Genomic DNA, 18757 nt, shown 5'->3' with positions numbered 1-18757 from the left:
AAAGCCAGTATTGGAGGTGCTTATGTTGTTAGACAAACTAGAGCGAATCAATCGCCTTCGTAAAGAAGCAATGAATAATCCAGAGTTTCTCAAAGCGGCACAAGAACATCAGAAAGCCTTAGAGCACGCCGATAAGGCTGTGAATGAAGCGAAAAAGCGTCAATACAAATCACGTGCGGCTCGATCACTATCGGATATCTATCAAGGCGTAGATGTTGGTCAACATGAAAGCACTCATCACTAGAACTAGAACTAGAATAGTTAACTTGTCTGACAAGTTAAGTGTAAAAATGTAATCGGCGTTATTCCAAATTTACGTTTTAGTTGTGCCATTATAATCACCGATAGTTAAATGTAGTTGACACGGAAGTATTGTGCCTAGCACCTCTTGTAGGGTGCTAGGCTTTTTTTTGTTTGTTCATAGCACAACTGACCGAGATGAGTCACAATAAGGTCACATGGACCACATTGGTTGTGGGGAAACAAGGAAAGGGAAGCGTATGGCCGTGCTATCTACGATGCCAAAATATCACAAAGAACTACTTAAGGTGCTGTTTAGTAGGAAGAAAAAAGAGCTGTCTTCACTGTCATTTCCTGACATTACTGTACAATCAGCCCGTATAGATCACGCACAACTCGACGCTTACAATCGCTATTTTGCTTTTGTGAATGATGCTATTCCATTACCTTTCTGGTTTGTTTTTTCTCAACCCGCGCAACTAGCGTTGTTTAATCACCCTGAGTTTCCTGTGTCTGCGATGGGATTAGTTCACACTGGATTGGTGATTGAGCGTCATACAGTCGGGGAAATAGGGGATGACTACCAGGTTAATGTCTCGGTAAAAGCCTGTCACAGTGTCGCCAAGGGTAAGCAAATCTCACTACTTATTGTCATACAAAATAAAGGCAATCCAGTTGTCACTATCGAAAGTGAGTACTTGAGTTTGGCTCCAAAGGTGCGAGACAAAACGAGTGAAGCTAAAAGGGCGGTTTCTGACGATCGTCCTTTTGAATTAGTCGATACGCGTCAAGTCGACTACAACGTGGCGAAAGCCCGTAAATACGCGAAAATATCGGGTGACTACAACCCCATCCACATTCATGCAGTGTTGTCTCGGCTGTTTGGCTTTAAACAACCTATCTTGCATGGAATGTATTCTGTCGCATCCCTCTATGCCTATTGTTATAAGAGAAATGTTGGCAGTGACAAGCAAATGCGCGTCAAGTTTAAAAGACCGTTGTTGCTTCCACAAAGTGCTCATATACTGCAGGAAGATACTCGGGGCTACTTACTCAATAGTGAAGGAAAATGCTGCGTTGAGATGGTTTGGTAATATACCTAGCAATGTCAGTGGCACATTCATACGTAGGCGCTAAAAACTATCAATGAGAGTTTAAAGCGCCTACGTTGTTTTCAGGCGCTGGGCGTTTGAGGTTAATGAGTTATCTAAGATTAATGAGAGATAACGGTAAGCCCACTTGGCAGTGTATCGCCAAACAGTCGTTTTGAATCGCTCTGCGATAGGCTTTGCACACTTTCGACCATAGGAAACCAAGAATCAGGGACTTTGCTGCCTTTGAGCTTGGCAATGACCTGTTCGCGGAAGTGATCAGAGATATCCAGTTTTCTGTCTCCGGTCTTTCTGCACATCATCACGGCTGCAAAACCTATCATGGTCTCTTTATTCCAGTCTTGTTCTAGCAACTTAGGTAACCATTGCTCAGCTTGCTCACGAGCAATAACGTTGTGCTGACTGCCGTAGAGTGGCGTTCGTGAAGCGAGGCGACCAAACGCCCACCAGTGTGCTTGAATGAATTGGTTCTGCGTGGTTGCTTTACTCAAAAACCAAGAAGCGAGTAAGGTTTTATCTTCTACATCGAGGTTTTCTAGCGAAGCGGAAAGTCTCACCATAGCCTCGTATCCCATATCTTGCGCTGCTTGGGCAGACTTGGGATTTTTCATCGCCCCTGGGTGCAGATATTTGGCGATATCAGCCAATATGGTCTCTTGCTGCTCTTGATTTAAACCACCCGATACACGGCGCCAAAATACCCACCAGTCACTGTAACCCTGATGGTTTTTAAACTGTATGCCTTGCTGATACAAAGCCCAAATCTGTTCAATTCGCCATGAGTCGGTGGGGTCGCCGAAACCTGGGCGTAGACAGTAGCCAGACAATCTTAGCCAGTTTTTCTCGTGTTGCTCTGAGCGTCTACGGCGCTTCCGACCTTGTGAGAAAGTATCAAATAGCTGACGTAATGTGACAAAGTCCCACTCTTCACGCTTTCCTAGTCGTTTCTCAAGATCTTTACTTAGTGTTTTGATCTCTTTAGTGTCAGCGCTCTTTTTGTTGCCGCTATAAAGGCGTGTGACGATCTCCTGACATTCAGCGAGTCTAGGGTGAAGCTGCACCTTGTCATCATCGTCGGCTTTTTGGTTTCTGACTTCAAATTCGAGTTGCCAGCGCTGAGCGTCATCCTCTACGCTGACACACTCCATTTTTAATGTGCCGACTTCTGTCAACTGGCAAGCGAGTTGTACTTCAACGCGTTCTTTTTGGTTGGCTTTAAGGTCGATACCTTGGCTACCTAATGTTGATATGTAAGGCGGCAGTGGCGTGAAGAGGTCAGGGTCGATGTCACTGATCAAGCCATTTTGTATTTTGGTCTCATTGCTCAGGGTATCATGAGTCGAGGTTAATAAGTTGAATCTGACAGGCTCGCCTAAAGTAAGCGCAAATCGACGGCCAGTGAGGCGAATTTCATGCCCTTCATCCGTGCCCTTTGCCAGCAAGCAAAGCGCTTTACCCATGCTGTTCTTTTCTTGCAGGTGAAGGAAATAGGAGCGCGCAGCACCACCACCAATTTTAAGCTGTGCACCACGTCTCGCCTTACCATAAGCAACAGCGCCCAAGGCGACAGACCAGTCTGGATGTGGATTATCAAGGACGGTTACCGGAGCTCCGCGCCAGTGTTCAAGCAGCGTTGTGACACGCTCTGTGACCAGCGAACTATTGAAGACACCACCGTTGAGCAGCAAACCAACCGGTATTGCCGGTTGAGAGTCAGAGACCGAGGTTGCCTCATTGCTGTTTAGTGCAGCCAACGACACTTGCTGGTGCTGGGTTAAGAATTCAGCCACGTGCTTGCTGACTGCAGGATCAGCGACATACGGTAGACCAAACTCGACCACAGCACTGCGGCGTTTGTCTGGTATGGCGGAAAAGTCAGTCATTGGGAAGAAGCCATCAAGAGCAATTTGATGCACTTCTTGTTTCGTCAGTCCGATACTTTTGGTGCCACCAAGCAGTTTTGAGCCACTTCCTAGCATCGTGATTTTGATTTCTTCAGGAGCTTTGGTTGAGAGTAGCTGCTCTTTGGCCGCTCGAGTTTGCTGGATGAGCTTGGTCAGACTTGAAGCGTTGAGCTTTTTCGAATTATCAAAGCGCTGCTCAGCAAGATGAGCTAGAGCTAGATCAAGGTTATCCCCCCCGAGCATCAAGTGCTCACCCACACCGATTCGATCGAGGCTCAGTTCGTTGTTATGATATTGCGCTTGAATCAAGCTCAAGTCGGTCGTACCACCACCTACATCACATACCAACATGAGCGGAAGATCTTTCAGTTTGTCAGCGGCCGTGTCTTGATGACGAGCATACCAGTCGTAGCATACCGCTTGAGGCTCTTCGAGAAGCATAATCGAGGAGAGACCCGCTAGCCTCGCTGCCTCTAGTGTCAGTTGGCGTGCGGTTTCATCAAATGAAGCAGGGACAGTCACCACGACCTCCTGATCTTCGAGCTTGTTGCTTGGGTTACGGTAGTTCCATGCCTGTCGAATGTGGTTCAAGTAACTCGCGCTTGCGACAACCGGAGACACCTTCTCCACGTCATTAGCGCCGGCCCAAGGTAAAATTTCAGAGTTGCGGTCTACCCCTTGATGAGATAGCCAACTCTTGGCGCTTGAGACTTGGCGACCTTCAACTTTGGCCCCAAGCTCTCTTGCCCACTCGCCGATGATGACTTGCTCTGCGTCACCTTCAACAGACTGAGACTCCCAAGGTAGGGTTAGGTCAGTGGCAGCGATTTGGCCTTGAGCTGGGTGATAACGGAAAGAGGGGAGGAGGGGTTTACGAACTACTTCTCCTGCACCGATAAGTTGATCAACTTCAAACAGTGTAACAGGGGATTGTTGTAGATCTTCAGAAATTTCGCAGTAGGCGACAACGGTGTTGGTCGTACCTAAGTCGATGCCGACTAAAAAACGAGGAGATGCCATGCGTAGCCTCTTATTGTTCTTATCTCTCTAAAAACGGCACCATAAAGGTGCCGTTGGATATTCTATAGTGCTTGCTCTTCACTAGAGTGATTGTCTTCGCGGACATCAAACTCGACATGCCATTTCTGACCGTTGTCAGAGGCAATGGCTTCTAGATACAGCGTACCTAACTCAGTGACTCGTGAAGCGAGGGTAACTGGCACTACTTCGCCCTCTTTACGACCGTCTGATACGGACAAGGTCACGTGAATTTCTGGTAGCTCCTCGAGCTCTTCCGGTGCCCAGTGATCAAGGTGCGTACCTGCCTCATCATCTCGGCGTACAGTTGAACCAAAGAAATGGAAGTGAACAGGCTGACCAATAACCAAGCCGAACTCTTGGCTAGGTACATTGACACTTGAGCCTTCTTCCATGCCGAATGGCGCGACGCAAAGTGCTTCTAGAGGAGGTGCCATGCCTGGAATCGCTGGCATCGCGCTTTCGATACCGACGTAGTATGCCGAAGCAATACCGCCACGAATACGAACCCCTTGGCCACGGCGAACTGAGCCGTAGTATGACGCGCCACTTGCGACTGCAAGATCGAGGTCTACACCGGTAAGACGTTTTGCTGATTCAGCCTCAGCATCAATTAACCAGTCGTTGATGGTTTCTTGTAGACGATTCGCAAGCAGTTCAGATTTCAGCACACCACCATTGAAAAGAATAACCGTTGGCTTAATGAAATCAGTCGTCGATGCTTGCTCCATTCCCGGCATACCAGGCATACCCGCAAATGGGTTGTGCTCTTGAGCAGGCGCATCACCACCTTGGGCATTCGCTTGCTTTGCAAGGAAAGCCGCAATATGGCGAGTAATTCCCGCGTCTTGTGCATACGGCAGACCCATCTGTGTTAGTGCGCCACGCGATTTTTGTACTGGGTGCTCTGTGATCGCGACTTTAGGGAAGAAACCATCAACCAGCGTTTGTTGAACTTCCTGCTGAGTCAATTCAGTTTTTAGAGTCGCACCAAGGAGTTTTGAACCACGGCTGGGGACAACAATCGGCACTGCTTGTAGCTCAGCATCATTGAGTAAGGCTTCTTTCGCATCGCGACAAGCGTGAGTCATCGCTTGAACTTGCCAAGGTTGTAGCTCTTTGCCTTCTTGCGCCAGTTTCATCTTTAGACGATACGCTAGAGCAAGATCCATATTGTCACCACCCAGCAGGATATGCTCACCAACCGCGATACGGTTGAGAGTTAAGTTGCCCTCATCTTCGGTGACTTCGACCAGTGACAGGTCGGTCGTACCACCACCGACATCGACAACCAGAACGATGTCACCCACAGTGACTTGGTCACGCCAGCTGTCGTTACTGTTGTCAATCCAGTTATAAAGCGCGGCTTGTGGCTCCTCAAGAAGAGTTAGGTGAACAAGGCCAACGTTACGAGCTGCTTCTGCAGTAAGATCGCGTGCAGCAGGATCGAATGAGGCAGGGACAGTAATCGTGACATCTTGCTCTGCAAGCGGGTTACTTGGGTTGGCGTGATCCCATGCTTGTTTCAAGTGCTCAAGATAGAGCTCAGTTGCACGTAGAGGGGAGACTTTCTCCACTTCTTCAGGGCTGCCCGCTGGTAGGAACGCATCACGACGATTAACACCGCCATGACAAAGCCAAGATTTCGCACTGGCAATCAGGCGAATAGGTGTTTTTGAGCCAAGGTTACGAGCGATGGCACCGACAAGCGCTGTTGGTTCTGTCGTCCAAGGCAGTACACGTGAAGCTGGGTTCATTTCGTGCTCGTGTGGCTGGTATAGGAACGAGCCTAACTGCTCACGAGACTCAACATTGCCGGGTGCGGTCAACTGAGGCACTGGCATGACGCTAACACGTGCCTCTTCATCCGTAGTATCGATGTAAGAAAGCACACAGTGCGTTGTTCCCAAGTCGATACCGACACTGAATTTAGGGTGTTGTGTGTTCATCTCTTCCATTACAGCTCAACCTCAGCAGGTGCAATCACTGACGCATCGTAGTTTTCAGCCAGTTTAGGTAGGTTCATTGCAGAGGCTTTCCAACCTTTATGAACTAATGTACCGTTAAACGGTGCTGAGCCCGTTACGTTACCTGTTAGGCGAACTTGCTGAGGGTTAAAACCCTCCTCAACAGTGATGCGTGTCTCTTCATCTTCATTGCGGATGTGCTCAAGCGTGACATACTCAGCCAATACTTTTTGACCTCCGGTATGAATAACGCGAGCTGCTGCGCCGACCTCTTCGTCAGAGAATGACGTCAGGTCTTCTTTTAGGAAGTCGATTAGGCGCGCTTCCTGCTGCATGATAGAGAGAAGCTGCATAGCAGAGTCGGTAGAGGCTGTTGCGAGCTTAGACTCAACTTCAACCACTTTTTCGATGACCTTTTCAACTTCAACGACTTTTTCAACTTCAACGATCTTCTCTACCGGCTTTTCAACTTCGACAATTTTCTCAACCGGTTTTTCAACCACTTTCTCGATGACTTTCGATTTGCGAGAAACAGCGATAAGAAGTAGCAAAACGCTCGAAGCCGTAAGGCCAGCGTGCAGCATGTCGAACGTTTGAGGAATCATTTGTAAATCAAAATTCATAATCAATACTCTTGTTATGAGTGCGCCGTATTTGCGCGGTTTCATGACTTAATTTTGTGACGAATAGTAGCATATTCAAGTAATAATCCTTCATAAAAGCGTAAACAAGTGGAGGGTTTTTGCTCTATTGCCTTGGATTTAATCAATATAAGGCGCAAATATGAGCGAACAACTGTGCAGATTCGATCTTTTTTGATAGCTCAGGTAGACTTTGCAGCGTTTCGTCACAGGTAATAGAAAGAGAAATCATAGAATGAACCACAATCGAATCGTCTGTTTTGATCTAGAAATGTGTTGCTGGAACCAAGATGGTGTCGGCACAACAGGAGAGATCATCGAGATTGGCTTGGCTGAGATTGACTTGGTAAAGCAAGAAGTGGTGAAGCGCGCTCAGTACTATGTCAAGCCTGAAAAAGACGAAGTGTCGCTGTTTTGCGTAGAGCTGACCGGTATCACACCAAGGAAAATTGAGAAGCAAGGTCGACCTCTCGAAGCGGTTTTGCAGTCTGTGGTGAAGAACTTTGGTGGCGCGAATAAGATTTACGCCTCTTGGGGACGAGATGATCTCATTTTAAAGAAAGAGTGCCAACAAAAGGGCATCGAACTGCCATTCAAAGAGTTTATTAATCTCGCTACGCTATACCGTATTCAAAACCGCCTTAAAGATAAGCGCATTGGCCATAAAGCGGCTCAAGAAGCCAAAGGTATTGATTGGGAAGGGCGACAGCACTCTGGATATGTTGATGCTTATAATTTGGCAAAACTGGCGTTGACCATGTTGTAGTTTCTAATGTATTGAGCCCCGTTAATCGGGGCTCAAACGTAATATCATGCTCTAAAAAAACGTTATGCATTTAGCGCTTGTTCAAGGTCATGCAAAATGTCGTCAATATGTTCTATTCCCACCGATAGACGAATCATCTCTGGTGCGACACCTGCTTGCGCTTGCTCCTCTTCACTTAACTGACGGTGAGTGGTCGATGCTGGGTGGCAAGCAAGAGATTTGGCATCACCAATATTGACTAATCGCTTAAAAATCTGCAGAGCATCATAGAATTTGACCCCTGCCTCATAGCCATCTTTTAAGCCAAAAGAAAGAATGGCAGAAGGCTTACCCCCCATATACTTTTCTGCAAGTGGGTAGTATTGAGAGTCAGGTAATCCGGCATAACTTACCCAACTCACTTTGTCGTGATTTTGCAGATAATGCGCAACCTTCAATGCGTTTTCTGTGTGGCGCTCCATGCGCAGAGATAAGGTCTCTAGCCCTTGTAACAGCATAAAGGAGTTCATCGGTGACAGCGCCGCCCCGGTATTGCGCAGTGGAACCGTTCTAGCTCGACCAATAAAGGCTGCTTCGCCAAACGCTTCGGCATATATCACCCCATGATAGGAAGGCTCTGGAATGTTGAATACCGGGAAGCGCTCTTTATGGTCGGCCCAAGGGAACTTACCAGAATCAATGATGATCCCCCCAAGTGTCGTACCGTGGCCACCGACATACTTTGTCAGTGAGTGAACCACAATATCCGCGCCAAATTCGATAGGCTTACACAGTGCGGGCGTGGCGACCGTGTTATCGACAATCACCGGAACACCGAGCGCATGGGCTTGCTTGGCAATTTTCTCTATATCAACAATGTTACCCGCAGGGTTGCCGATACTCTCGCAATAAACTGCCTTGGTATTATCATCAATAAGCTCTGCTAGGCTCTCTGGTTTGTCATCTTTCGCAAAGCGCACTTCAATGCCTTGGTTAGGCAGCATGTGGGCAAATAGTGTATAGGTTCCACCATAGAGTTGAGGTGTCGATACGATATTGTCGCCTGCTTGCGCAAGGGTCAAAATCGCATAGTTTATCGCTGCGCTACCTGCACTCACTACAAGACCCGCGATCCCTCCTTCCAGCGCCGCCATCCGCTTCTCTAACACATCATTGGTTGGATTCATGATGCGAGTATAGATGTTTCCCGGTACTTCCAAATTGAACAAATCAGCGCCATGCTGAGCATTATCAAATTCGTACGCAACCGTTTGATAGATTGGGGTAGCGACCGATTTTGTTGTTGGGTCTGTTTCGTACCCGAAATGGATGGAGAGGGTTTCGTCTTTCATTGGTCTTCCTTGAGCAAACTATAGGTCAGAAAGCCATAATGCCTTTTTGTAGATGTAAGTGCTTTGGTTTATGTCACAGAGAATGGGTAAGGATCACTGTTGTTTGTGACGAATAGCTGTAGATGTAATGTTTGAAGGAAATAAAAAAGCCTCTCGTGTTGAGAGGCTTGGTAAAAGTACTACTTAGCTATTCAGTTATTACGGCTGGTTAGCGTAAATACAACCTTGGTATAGCTCATCATCTTCAGCCGAACCAAACAGTGGGTTCGTGAAGTAAGTTGAACTATCGTTAATGTTCACCGATTTGTGAATTGATGCACGAGCACCAGCTTCAGCACGTAGGACACAGATTTGTTTGTTCTGAAGCTCACCCCATAGTGTTTGGCCTTCACCTTCACGAGTATCAATCATTGAACCTTGTTCAGTAATTGTGCCGTCCGCTGCAACGATACCGTATTGCTTGATATACCAGTTTTGGTAGTCAAACTCTTTGCGGTCTAATGTACCGTTTATTTCAACATATTCTGTTAGCATGTCACGAACTGCATAAACAGGTTCGTTAGTTGATTGCCATAGGTTGTCGTCTTCGGTGATCCAACCTTTAGCTAACATAGTTGTACCGTAACGGTAGTCGTTCACTGCAAGAGTGTAAGTCGCGTCATTATCAAAATCAGTGCCTGCGATTTCAGTGATTTCAATACGTTCACCGTCAGTAATCTTGTTACCTTCGCTGTCTTCAACGCGGCCTTGTTTGCTTAGATCAACTACGTACTTGATTGAGCCACCAAAGATATCATAGTTGAACGCTGGCATGTCAGGGTTGAACGATACAGTGATGTCACCTTCAACGTACTGATTAAAGTAGCTGTATGACCATTCCATGTAATCTTTTAGCTGAGAGCCTTTAATTGATACAGCAACAAGCTCGTTGTCGTACATGTAAAGGTTTGCACTGTCTTTCTTCTTGTACTCTTGACCGTCAAAGAGGTTCGAGGCATCAGAGAAGATTGCCGCGGCAGAGACATCAACTTGAATACCTTCTGGACCTTTATCTTCGATATTCATGATTTGAATGTCGTTGATGAGGGCTGATAGTGGAGCGTCAGCTAGTTTCGCGTTGTGAATAGTCGTGTAAAGACGAAGGCCATCATTGTTTAACACTTGCTCTTCGCCAGTAGCTTCGTCGGCACCGCCGTTTGCAGAGTTCGTAAAGTTACCTTCAACTTTACCAATCAATTCATTTGCGTCAGCTACAGATTTGTCATGAACCCACTGCATTTCGTTTTGTAGTGCAGCATCTTCTTCAACTTCATCTACTTTAATATTTGCGAGTGTAGTGTCGACAATCTGCCATTGACCGTCTTCATCACGCTCTAGCTCGATTTCCGCTTTAGCAAGAGCCCAGCCCCAGTTGCCTGGTTCGATGACTTTTACTTTGGTTTTACGATTTTCTGAGTTGTAAACTTCAGAAATGTCCTTGTCTTCAATCTCTGCTTCACCATCTACAGAAATTTCTAACATAGGTTGCGTGTAATCCGAGTCTTTATCTACTTGTTCGATAAAGCGCGCGTGTTCATGTCCCATGAAGATGACGTCAAATTTGTCAGCTAATTTAGAGGCAATCTTGTGAACACCATCGCCATTCTCTTTACGACCATAGTGAAGAGCACCAATTACAACATCTGGATTGTGTTTTTCAATGACTTCGTCAACCGCGTTGCTTACCGAAGTGAACTCGTCTTTAAAGTCGAGGTCTCGGAAGTTTTCCGGCGATGCTGCTTGCCATACTTTAACCCAAGATGGTGTTAGACCAACGATTGCGACTTTTGCACCGTTGAAGTCGTAGACTTGGTAAGGTGGAAGGAAAGGAACTTCCTTTCCTTTTGTGTTACAAGCTGCAGAATTCTGATCCCAGATGATATTCGACGATATGATTGAGCCATCAAAGCCTTCAAGGCTGCGGAATAGAAAATCACGCTCAAAATCGAATTCATGGTTACCTGGAACCCAAAGGTCGTAGTTCATGAAGTTCATGGTTTCTACAACAGGGTGAGTAGGCTCTTGGTTGAATAATTCAGCAGAGTTACCTTGAACGGTATCACCAAGGTCGATCATCAACATGTTTTCTGACTTTGCGCGCTCTTCGTTTAGTAGAGTCGCAATCTTCGTGAAACCTGCATTTTTATCAACACCATCTAGAGCGTAGTCGTAAGCAAAAATACGACCGTGCATATCACCAGTTGCACCAATGGTGATTGTTTGCTCTTGAAGGTAGTGTTTTTTGTTATCCATAACGATAACTTCATCTACCTTTGAATAAGTCTTACACGCTTCAATTGGAAGCCCACCTGATGGTGGTGGAGTATCATCATTGCTGCTATTACAACCAGCAACTACCAAGGCGGCAGCTACAAGCGAAAGTGGTTTAGAAAATTTATACATTGTATTTAGCGTCTGCTTTAGTAAAAGTCGGCGCTGACTATACTGATACAAAGCTAGTGTAAAACCTCTATTTAACAAACTTTGTAACTGGGTGTTTATTTTGTAATTACAGACACATTTAACGATTGCGTAATCGATTGCTTGTGATTTTTTTGTTCTTTAAATTACATATAGATAACGTGCTAATCGTTTGCCTAAACGGTTGCATTGCGACTTTATGTGATCTAACTCACTTATCATTGCAATTGCTTATGCATTGCAACTGTCTTGTTGTGATGTGTATTTATTTACATATAAGTCCTTGTTTTATTGGGTGGGAGAGAATTTTGGAGTCTTGGAAAGGTTCAAAATAACAAAAACCCGCCAATTGGCGGGTTTTTGAAGGAATAGTAGGTTTGTATGTATCAGCGTCGGTAAATATAGCTGGCGATAGCGACTGAAAAAGGTATCGTAAGTATCAGACCAATACTACCAGCTAACCCGTGGATCATGGCTAGAGAAATGGCAGGAATATTCATAAACTGCATGGCTGGCATCTGGAAGCCCCAGACCATCATGATGGTGGTCAATCCGCTACCTACAAATGCAAGTACCAAGGTATTGGTCATAGTACCTAGAATATCTCGACCAATTCTAATGGTTGCCAGCAATCGTTCACGTTCACTTTGGGCGGGGTTAGCCTCTCTAAGTTCATGGTATGAAGACACCATTGAAATTGCGACATCCATGACTGCTCCCAAGGCTGAAATCATAATAGCGACAAACAGGAGCCAACGTATTTGAATTTGTCCTGTCCCCCCAAGATAAAGCAGATCTTCACCTTTTTCTAAGTACAGCCCATTGAGTTGAGCCATTTCTCCGAAAAACTGAGCGGCTATACCGGCAGCAACAACACCGGATAATGTACCTAGCATGGCTGACAGTGACTTTTTATTCCAACCAGCGACAAGAAGAAAGTTGACGATGATCTTTAACGACATCAAAACCAGTGTGACGACGACGGGATTTAGGCCAGCGAAAATAGCAGGAATCAATACGCCAATAAGTAGTGCACCCGTAAAGTAAAGAGAGACGACAGAATTAAAGCCTTGAAAGCCGGCCAAGAGTAAAATCAACCCAACGATGATACCCAGCATCCAATAAACAGCTCCGGATCGGTCATGGTTAAATGGCCAATAAATTGTTCCAGATGCTCTTTCACGGATCAGCATAATGAATGAGTCACCTTCCTCAAGGTAGACGTTATGTAGTCGGCTTATGCTATTCTCGACTTCAACTTGGTGCCCTTGTTGATCGCCTTCTGTAATGGTTGCTACCACTCTCTGTCTACCGGTAACGACACTTGGAACCATTGGGTCAGGGCGAACCTCTTCCGCTAAAATTTTAATAGCTTCTGCTTTAACGAAGGTCTGTTGGTTATATACACCAGGGCGGAAGCTCTCGCTGACAACAGGTGACAAGTAGAGAATAAGAGTTGCGATGACAATGATAAAAGTGGGGAACAGGTAGCGTTTCAAGTGCATTTTAATATAAGACGGTAGCAGATAAACAGGGGGGGATATATTAGTCATACAAAAATTTAGTGCAAGTAGTGACCAGCAATAAAGCCTTTTTCAGTGAGATAGAAAACGGTTTTTGTAATGCAATAGAGAGCGTTTGGTTATGGATGACTGTAGCTACAAAATAGTACAAATATGTAAGTAAATATAAAGCAAGGGTAGTCGGTGTTTGGGTGTAACTAGTTGCTATATTTAAACTATTTACGAAAGCCTTTCACCAACAAACACCGTCAACATATGCGAATACAACTAGTAACAAATTCTCCCATTGACCCATTTTTTGTCTTACAGGTATCGTAGATAGACACGAGCCATGGAGGGATAAAAATGAAAAAATGGACCTTAGCTGTCATGCCGTTACTATTTTCATCAATGAGTTTTGCGACACAAGCAGAGAGCTGCGCTGTCGATGAGATGGTCGTAATTGGTGAAAAAGAGTTTATCTACATCGATGATTTAGAGACACACTACCGGGCAAGAATCGATACAGGGGCAACGCGAACTTCTTTGCATGCCATGAATATTGAAATCGTCGATGGCGTGGAAGATCTTGAAGCCAATATTGGTAAGCGAGTCCGTTTTATTTCGGCTAACGAGCACGGCGATAAGCACCAGCACCAAGCGGATATTGTGGCGGTGCGTACAATAAAAAACTCGTTAGGTACTGAGGTACGCTACAGCATTGACATGACCTTAAGTCGGGAAGGTGAGTCAAAAACCGTTCAGGTGAACTTGCGTGACCGTGGTCGAATGGACGATAAACTGCTGATTGGCCGTGACTGGTTACGCTGTCGATACTTAGTGGATGTGAATCAAAACCCAACTAAATCGTATGCCAGTGAATAGCGCGTCTTACGTTCTATATAACGAATAAAAGAAAGGCGATGAAACGAAAGGTTTCATCGCCTTTTTTCATGCTTGGTCGCCACCTATTCGACTAACTTAGAGATTGGCTTAGCTGATAATAGCGGCCTTTGGTCGCCAACAACGCTTCGTGCGCACCGTGCTCAATTATCTCACCTTGTTCCATCAGAATAATTTTATCCATCTTGTCTAAATGGCTTAAACGGTGAGTGACAAACAATACGGTTTTATCTGCAAATTGCTTTTGCATCAGTGCCATAATTTGCTGTTCAGTCTGTTTATCAAGACCTTCTGTCGGTTCATCAAGGAGCACGATAGGGGATGACTTTCTCAGTACTGCGCGTGCAATGCTGATTCGGCGTTTCTCACCACCGGAAAGTTGTCTACCGCCATCTCCTAGCCAGTCATCTAAGCCTTTATCATCCAATAGCTTATCTAATCCAACTTGCGCTAAGGCATGGCACAACGCAGTGTCGTTCGCGTCAGGGTTCGCCATCAGCAAATTATCACGTAAAGTGCCGTTGAGAATATCGACACGCTGGCTTACCACAGTCATGGCTTCGCGCAGTTGAGCTTCATTCCAATCACGTAGAGTACGTTTGCCAATAGATACCGAGCCTGATTGTGGGTCAAAACTGCGAGTAAGCATCTGCAATAGGGTTGATTTACCAGAGCCGGTTTTACCGACAACCGCAATTTTTTCACCTTGTTTGATTGAGCAAGAGACATTGCTTAGTGCAAGCGTGGTTTGGTCATAACTGAACGCGACATTATCGAGTTCGATGTCGAGTGGCTCATTGGTGTCATTAGCTTGTTCGCTGAACTGGATACTTGGTGGAGCAAGAATGACATCATTCAAGCGACGAGCCGAAGTCAACGTTTGACCTAGATACTGGAAGGCACCGGCGATTGGCATCAACAGTTCGAAACTCGCCAGCGTAGCAAAGGCCATCATGGCGACCATGGGATCCGGTGCGTTGCCACCAATACCATCGGCGGAGATCCAGAGGATCAGTGCAAGTGCCCAGCCGTTGCACAGTAACATTAACGCTTGCGCTAATCCGGTCAAGTGAGCGTTGTAGCGTTGGTTAGCAAGAAAGCGCCATTGAGCCTCTTCAATGGCGGTGCGATAACGTTTTTCCGCGCCAAAGAGCGTGAGTTCGCTATAGCCCTGCAACCAATCGAGAGTAGTGATACGCAGATTGGCTTTTTCTTGTGTTAATGATGCGCCGTTATGCTTGCCGAGGCGATAGAAAAGCATCGGCCACAGGATGAGCATTGTCAGCAAAATTGTACCCAAGGTTAAACCAACGGTGACATCAAACCAGCATAAGAAGGCGGTGAGAAGGCCAATGCCGAAAATGCCAACAACCATCGGACTGATAAGTCGCAAATAGACATGATCCATCGCGTCTACATCGGAAACCAAGCGGTTCAATACATCGGCATCACGAAAATCACTCGCTTTACCGGGAAATAGGGGAGCAAGTTTTTCAAAGAAGAACAGACGTAAGTCAGTAAGGAGCTTGAATGTGGCATCGTGGCTAACCACACGCTCGCCCCATCGACCAGCGGTTCTTCCCATTGCAAAGCCACGAACGAATGCCCCAGGGAGCATATAGTTAAAGGTTTCACGGGCGATGGTTAAGCCGGCAACGGCCGCCGCTGATAAGAACCAACCAGATAGAGTAAGCAGGCCGATAGAAGCGGCAGTGGTAAGCAGCGCTAGAATCATGCCCAGCGTTAAGCCGAACCAGTGCTTGCGGTACAGAGCGAGATAAGGTTTAAGTTCACGCATCGAGATTCTCCTTATTCGCTTGGGTGAGAGCTTGGTTTGCGTCTAAGAGATGCTTAAATAGTCCGGTTTGCTGCGCTAATTCCTCAAAGCTGCCTTGTTGAGTAATCTGTCCGTTTTCCATGACAAATATTTGCTCTACAGAGGTGAGTTCTGAAAGCTGGTGGGTAATCATTAACGTAGTCGCGTCAGAGGTAGCCGATTCCAAACCTTGCCAGAGCAGTTTTTCACTGCGTGCATCGAGGCTTGCCGTTGGTTCATCAAGCAACCAAAATTGGCCATTTTGAATAATGGCGCGGGCAACCGCGAGTCTTTGTGCTTGGCCTACTGATAGCCCTGAAGAGCGGTCAGAGATTGGATGGTCTAAGCCTAGTTTATCGATAAACTCATCGGCGTGTGCCTGCTTGATGGCTTGCTCAACGCGCTCTTGAGTCGTGTGCTCATTGCCCAAAGTCAGGTTTTGCATAATAGAGCCATGCAGAAGCATTGGGTTTTGACCGACCCAACTGGTGTTGTCTCGCCATTGATTAATGTGCAGATCACGTAGCTCGATACCGTTAATCTTGAGTGAGCCTTGATAAGGCAGAAAGCCGAGAATAGCGTTCACCAAACTGGTTTTTCCTGCGCCGCTCGGGCCGACGATAGCAGTACGCTGCTGAGCATGGAGAACAAAGGAAACGTGACTGACTAATGCTTTGCCTTCAGGGCTAAACACCGAAACATCCTCAGCTTCGATCGTCACTGGCCCACTTGGTAGCTCGCTTGTTCCCTGCGGCATGGCTTCTACATCGGTGTCTAAGAATTCAACAATACTCTCGGCAGCACCAACGGCTTGCTGCTTCGCGTGATAGAACGTCCCTAAATCACGCAGAGGTTGATAAAATTCAGGTGCCAGAATCAGAATAAACAGGCCTGCGAACAGAGTCACGCCGGCTCCGTAGTGACCAAAATTAAGCTCACCAATGAAACTAAACCCAAAGTAAACTGCGGTAATCGCAATCGAGATTGAAGTGAAAAACTCCAAAACCGCGGAAGACAAGAAGGCGATCCTCAAAACATCCATGGTGCGTTTGCGGAACACTTCAGAAGCCCCGCGCATCACATCAGCTTCGTGAGCAGTACGGTTAAACAGACGAATCGTGCTCATCGCTTGTAAACGGTCATAGAAGTGGCCAGATAGTCGCTGTAACGCTTTAAAATTCTTACGGTTGGCATCCGCCGCTTTACGGCCAACTAATGCCATGAAGATAGGAACAAGTGGGGCGGTGATGACAAAGATCAGACCCGCAGCCCAGTTAACGGGAAATACCACAACCAAAATGATCAATGGAACGAATACAGACAGCGACATTTGTGGTAAATAGCGAGCAAAGAAGTCTTGCATGTCATCAACCTGCTCAAGGAGCAAGGTTGCCCAAGCGCCCGCCGGTTTACCTTTGATATACGCTGGCCCTAACGATTCCAATTTGTCCAAAATTTGCTGGCGAATCACAACGCGGATTTGTTCGCCACAACGAAAGCCCGCGACTTCTCTTGCCCAAGAACATCCTGCTCTCAAGAGGGTGGTTACAACAATGCCAATGAAATGAGGAATTAATTGTGACTTATCAACGTGCTCGATAATAAGGCTATGAAGAATGGTGGCTATAAGAGCGGCTTGAGCCAGCAAAATGAAACTTGATAATACACCAAGCCCAATAGCTGTCAGTAACCAGCGATTTGCCAGTTTACTTTGCTGCTTGAGCCATTTGTTCAAGTTCCGTTGTTTGGTTGTATCCATTATATGAAGGCTTGTTATTGGTTTTGGATGTAGGCAAGGAGTATACAAAAGAAAGCCCGGCGAGAATACCGCCGGGCTTTGTGGATATGCTAATTTTTCAAATGCAGTTAGAACTAATCGTTCAAGCTGTCCAGGTAGCGCTCGGCATCAAGTGCCGCCATACAACCGGTACCTGCTGACGTGATCGCTTGACGGTAGTTATGATCCATAACATCGCCTGCGGCAAAAACGCCAGGTACGCTAGTTTGAGTAGCGTTGCCTTCAAGGCCTGATTGCACAGTGATGTAATCACCATTCATATCGAGCTGACCTTTAAAGATCGCAGTGTTAGGCTGGTGGCCAATCGCAATAAACGCACCCATTACTTCAAGATCTTGTGTTGCGTCAGATTGCGTATCTTTGATGCGTACACCCGTTACGCCCATGTCATCACCCAGCACTTCTTCTAGTACGCGATCGGTGTGAAGCACGATATTGCCAGATTCAACTTTGTCCATCAGGCGCTTGATAAGGATTTTCTCAGCGCGGAATGTATCACGACGGTGGATTAAGTGAACTTCAGAAGCAATGTTCGATAGATACAGCGCTTCTTCAACTGCTGTATTACCGCCACCCACAACCGCGACGTTTTGGTTACGGTAGAAGAAACCATCACAGGTAGCACAAGCCGATACACCGCGACCTTTAAAGGCCTCTTCTGACTCTAGGCCAAGGTATTTAGCAGAGGCACCTGTCGAGATGATTAATGCATCACAGGTGTATTGACCAGAATCGCCTTTAAGTTTGAAAGGACGCTCACTGAGATCCACTTCGTTGATGTGGTCGAACACGATCTCAGTTTCAAAACGTTCAGCGTGTTCTTTCATGCGTTCCATTAGACCTGGGCCTGTAAGGTCAGTAGCATCGCCCGGCCAGTTTTCCACTTCTGTCGTGGTCGTTAGCTGTCCGCCTTGCTGCATGCCGGTAACAACAACCGGGTTCAAGTTGGCACGTGCAGCATAGATTGCTGAGGTGTATCCAGCTGGACCTGAACCAAGAATTAATAATTTACAATGCTTTACGTCGCTCATTCGGGCTCCATTTCCTCTAACGGGAGAATTCAAATGCCCTGATTGTATGGGAGAAACGCTAGATTGAAAAGGGTTGAGCAGGCGTTTTAAGGCCGCTGTTTATGATTAAAACGCATCATACTAATCGATTTTTTATAAGTCGCTCGCTGGAATAAAATAGCAAGCGATCGTAGGAACTATGCAGAATTTTTAACTTCAGAACGGATTAGTTGTTTGATTTAAAAATGTGGACACTGGTGGTCAAAAGT

General features: G+C 46.3%; 13 protein-coding genes. 4 read left to right on the top strand and 9 right to left on the bottom strand.

What is annotated here, in order from left to right:
• The first annotated feature begins 22 nt into the window (after positions 1-22).
• Both QWZ05_RS21485 and QWZ05_RS21480 read left to right on the top strand, forming a co-directional pair.
• Positions 23-244 (top strand): hypothetical protein, encoded by a 222-nt coding sequence (locus QWZ05_RS21485; RefSeq protein WP_264875275.1) that lies wholly within the window; start codon positions 23-25, stop codon positions 242-244.
• A 256-nt stretch (positions 245-500) separates the two neighbouring features.
• Positions 501-1334 carry a MaoC/PaaZ C-terminal domain-containing protein gene (locus QWZ05_RS21480; protein ID WP_290300612.1) on the top strand — a complete coding sequence of 278 codons (834 nt, stop codon included), beginning with the start codon at positions 501-503 and terminating at the stop codon, positions 1332-1334.
• A gap of 119 nt (positions 1335-1453) precedes the next feature.
• On the opposite strand, the gene QWZ05_RS21475 is transcribed toward QWZ05_RS21480, so the two are convergent.
• From QWZ05_RS21475 to QWZ05_RS21465, 3 genes are all read right to left on the bottom strand, one after another.
• Positions 1454-4276 (bottom strand): Hsp70 family protein, encoded by a 2823-nt coding sequence (locus tag QWZ05_RS21475; protein ID WP_264875278.1) that lies wholly within the window; start codon positions 4274-4276, stop codon positions 1454-1456.
• Between the two features lie 62 nt (positions 4277-4338).
• Positions 4339-6252, bottom strand: a complete 1914-nt coding sequence (locus QWZ05_RS21470) for an Hsp70 family protein (RefSeq protein ID WP_290300610.1) — start codon at positions 6250-6252, stop codon at positions 4339-4341.
• Positions 6252-6884 (bottom strand): DUF2760 domain-containing protein, encoded by a 633-nt coding sequence (locus tag QWZ05_RS21465; protein ID WP_264875280.1) that lies wholly within the window; start codon positions 6882-6884, stop codon positions 6252-6254. The genes QWZ05_RS21470 and QWZ05_RS21465 overlap by 1 nt, the downstream gene beginning before the upstream one ends.
• 253 nt (positions 6885-7137) lie before the next feature.
• Here QWZ05_RS21465 and QWZ05_RS21460 point away from each other — a divergent pair, with 253 nt between their 5' ends.
• Positions 7138-7668: a 3'-5' exonuclease gene (locus QWZ05_RS21460; protein ID WP_264875281.1), complete on the top strand. Its 531-nt coding sequence runs from the start codon at positions 7138-7140 to the stop codon at positions 7666-7668.
• Between the two features lie 62 nt (positions 7669-7730).
• Here the strand turns inward: QWZ05_RS21460 and QWZ05_RS21455 are convergent, their stop codons facing one another.
• The 3 genes from QWZ05_RS21455 to QWZ05_RS21445 form a co-directional block, all read right to left on the bottom strand.
• Entirely contained in the window at positions 7731-8999 is a 1269-nt protein-coding gene (locus tag QWZ05_RS21455; RefSeq protein ID WP_264875282.1) for an O-acetylhomoserine aminocarboxypropyltransferase/cysteine synthase family protein, read from the bottom strand.
• Positions 9000-9197: 198 nt separating this feature from the next.
• Positions 9198-11441 (bottom strand): bifunctional metallophosphatase/5'-nucleotidase, encoded by a 2244-nt coding sequence (locus QWZ05_RS21450; RefSeq protein ID WP_264875283.1) that lies wholly within the window; start codon positions 11439-11441, stop codon positions 9198-9200.
• Positions 11442-11845: 404 nt separating this feature from the next.
• The gene (locus tag QWZ05_RS21445) at positions 11846-13012 is read right to left on the bottom strand and encodes a YibE/F family protein (protein ID WP_264875284.1); all 1167 of its coding nucleotides are present in this window, start codon (positions 13010-13012) and stop codon (positions 11846-11848) included.
• Between the two features lie 315 nt (positions 13013-13327).
• Here QWZ05_RS21445 and QWZ05_RS21440 point away from each other — a divergent pair, with 315 nt between their 5' ends.
• Positions 13328-13846: a putative ATP-dependent zinc protease gene (locus QWZ05_RS21440; protein ID WP_264875285.1), complete on the top strand. Its 519-nt coding sequence runs from the start codon at positions 13328-13330 to the stop codon at positions 13844-13846.
• A gap of 91 nt (positions 13847-13937) precedes the next feature.
• On the opposite strand, the gene cydC is transcribed toward QWZ05_RS21440, so the two are convergent.
• The 3 genes from cydC to trxB all read right to left on the bottom strand — a co-directional run bounded on the left by cydC (position 13938) and on the right by trxB (position 18509).
• Positions 13938-15662, bottom strand: a complete 1725-nt coding sequence (gene cydC, locus QWZ05_RS21435; RefSeq protein WP_264875286.1) for a heme ABC transporter ATP-binding protein/permease CydC — start codon at positions 15660-15662, stop codon at positions 13938-13940.
• Entirely contained in the window at positions 15655-17439 is a 1785-nt protein-coding gene (cydD, locus tag QWZ05_RS21430; protein ID WP_290300605.1) for a heme ABC transporter permease/ATP-binding protein CydD, read from the bottom strand. Before cydD ends, cydC begins: the two co-directional genes overlap by 8 nt.
• A gap of 113 nt (positions 17440-17552) precedes the next feature.
• Positions 17553-18509: a thioredoxin-disulfide reductase gene (gene trxB / locus QWZ05_RS21425; protein ID WP_290300604.1), complete on the bottom strand. Its 957-nt coding sequence runs from the start codon at positions 18507-18509 to the stop codon at positions 17553-17555.
• Positions 18510-18757 lie beyond the last annotated feature (248 nt).

This window comes from Vibrio agarivorans (genome assembly GCF_030409635.1).
GTDB lineage: Bacteria > Pseudomonadota > Gammaproteobacteria > Enterobacterales > Vibrionaceae > Vibrio > Vibrio agarivorans.
Note: the sequence above shows the minus strand (reverse complement) of the source record. Positions and strands in the feature narration are given on the sequence as shown.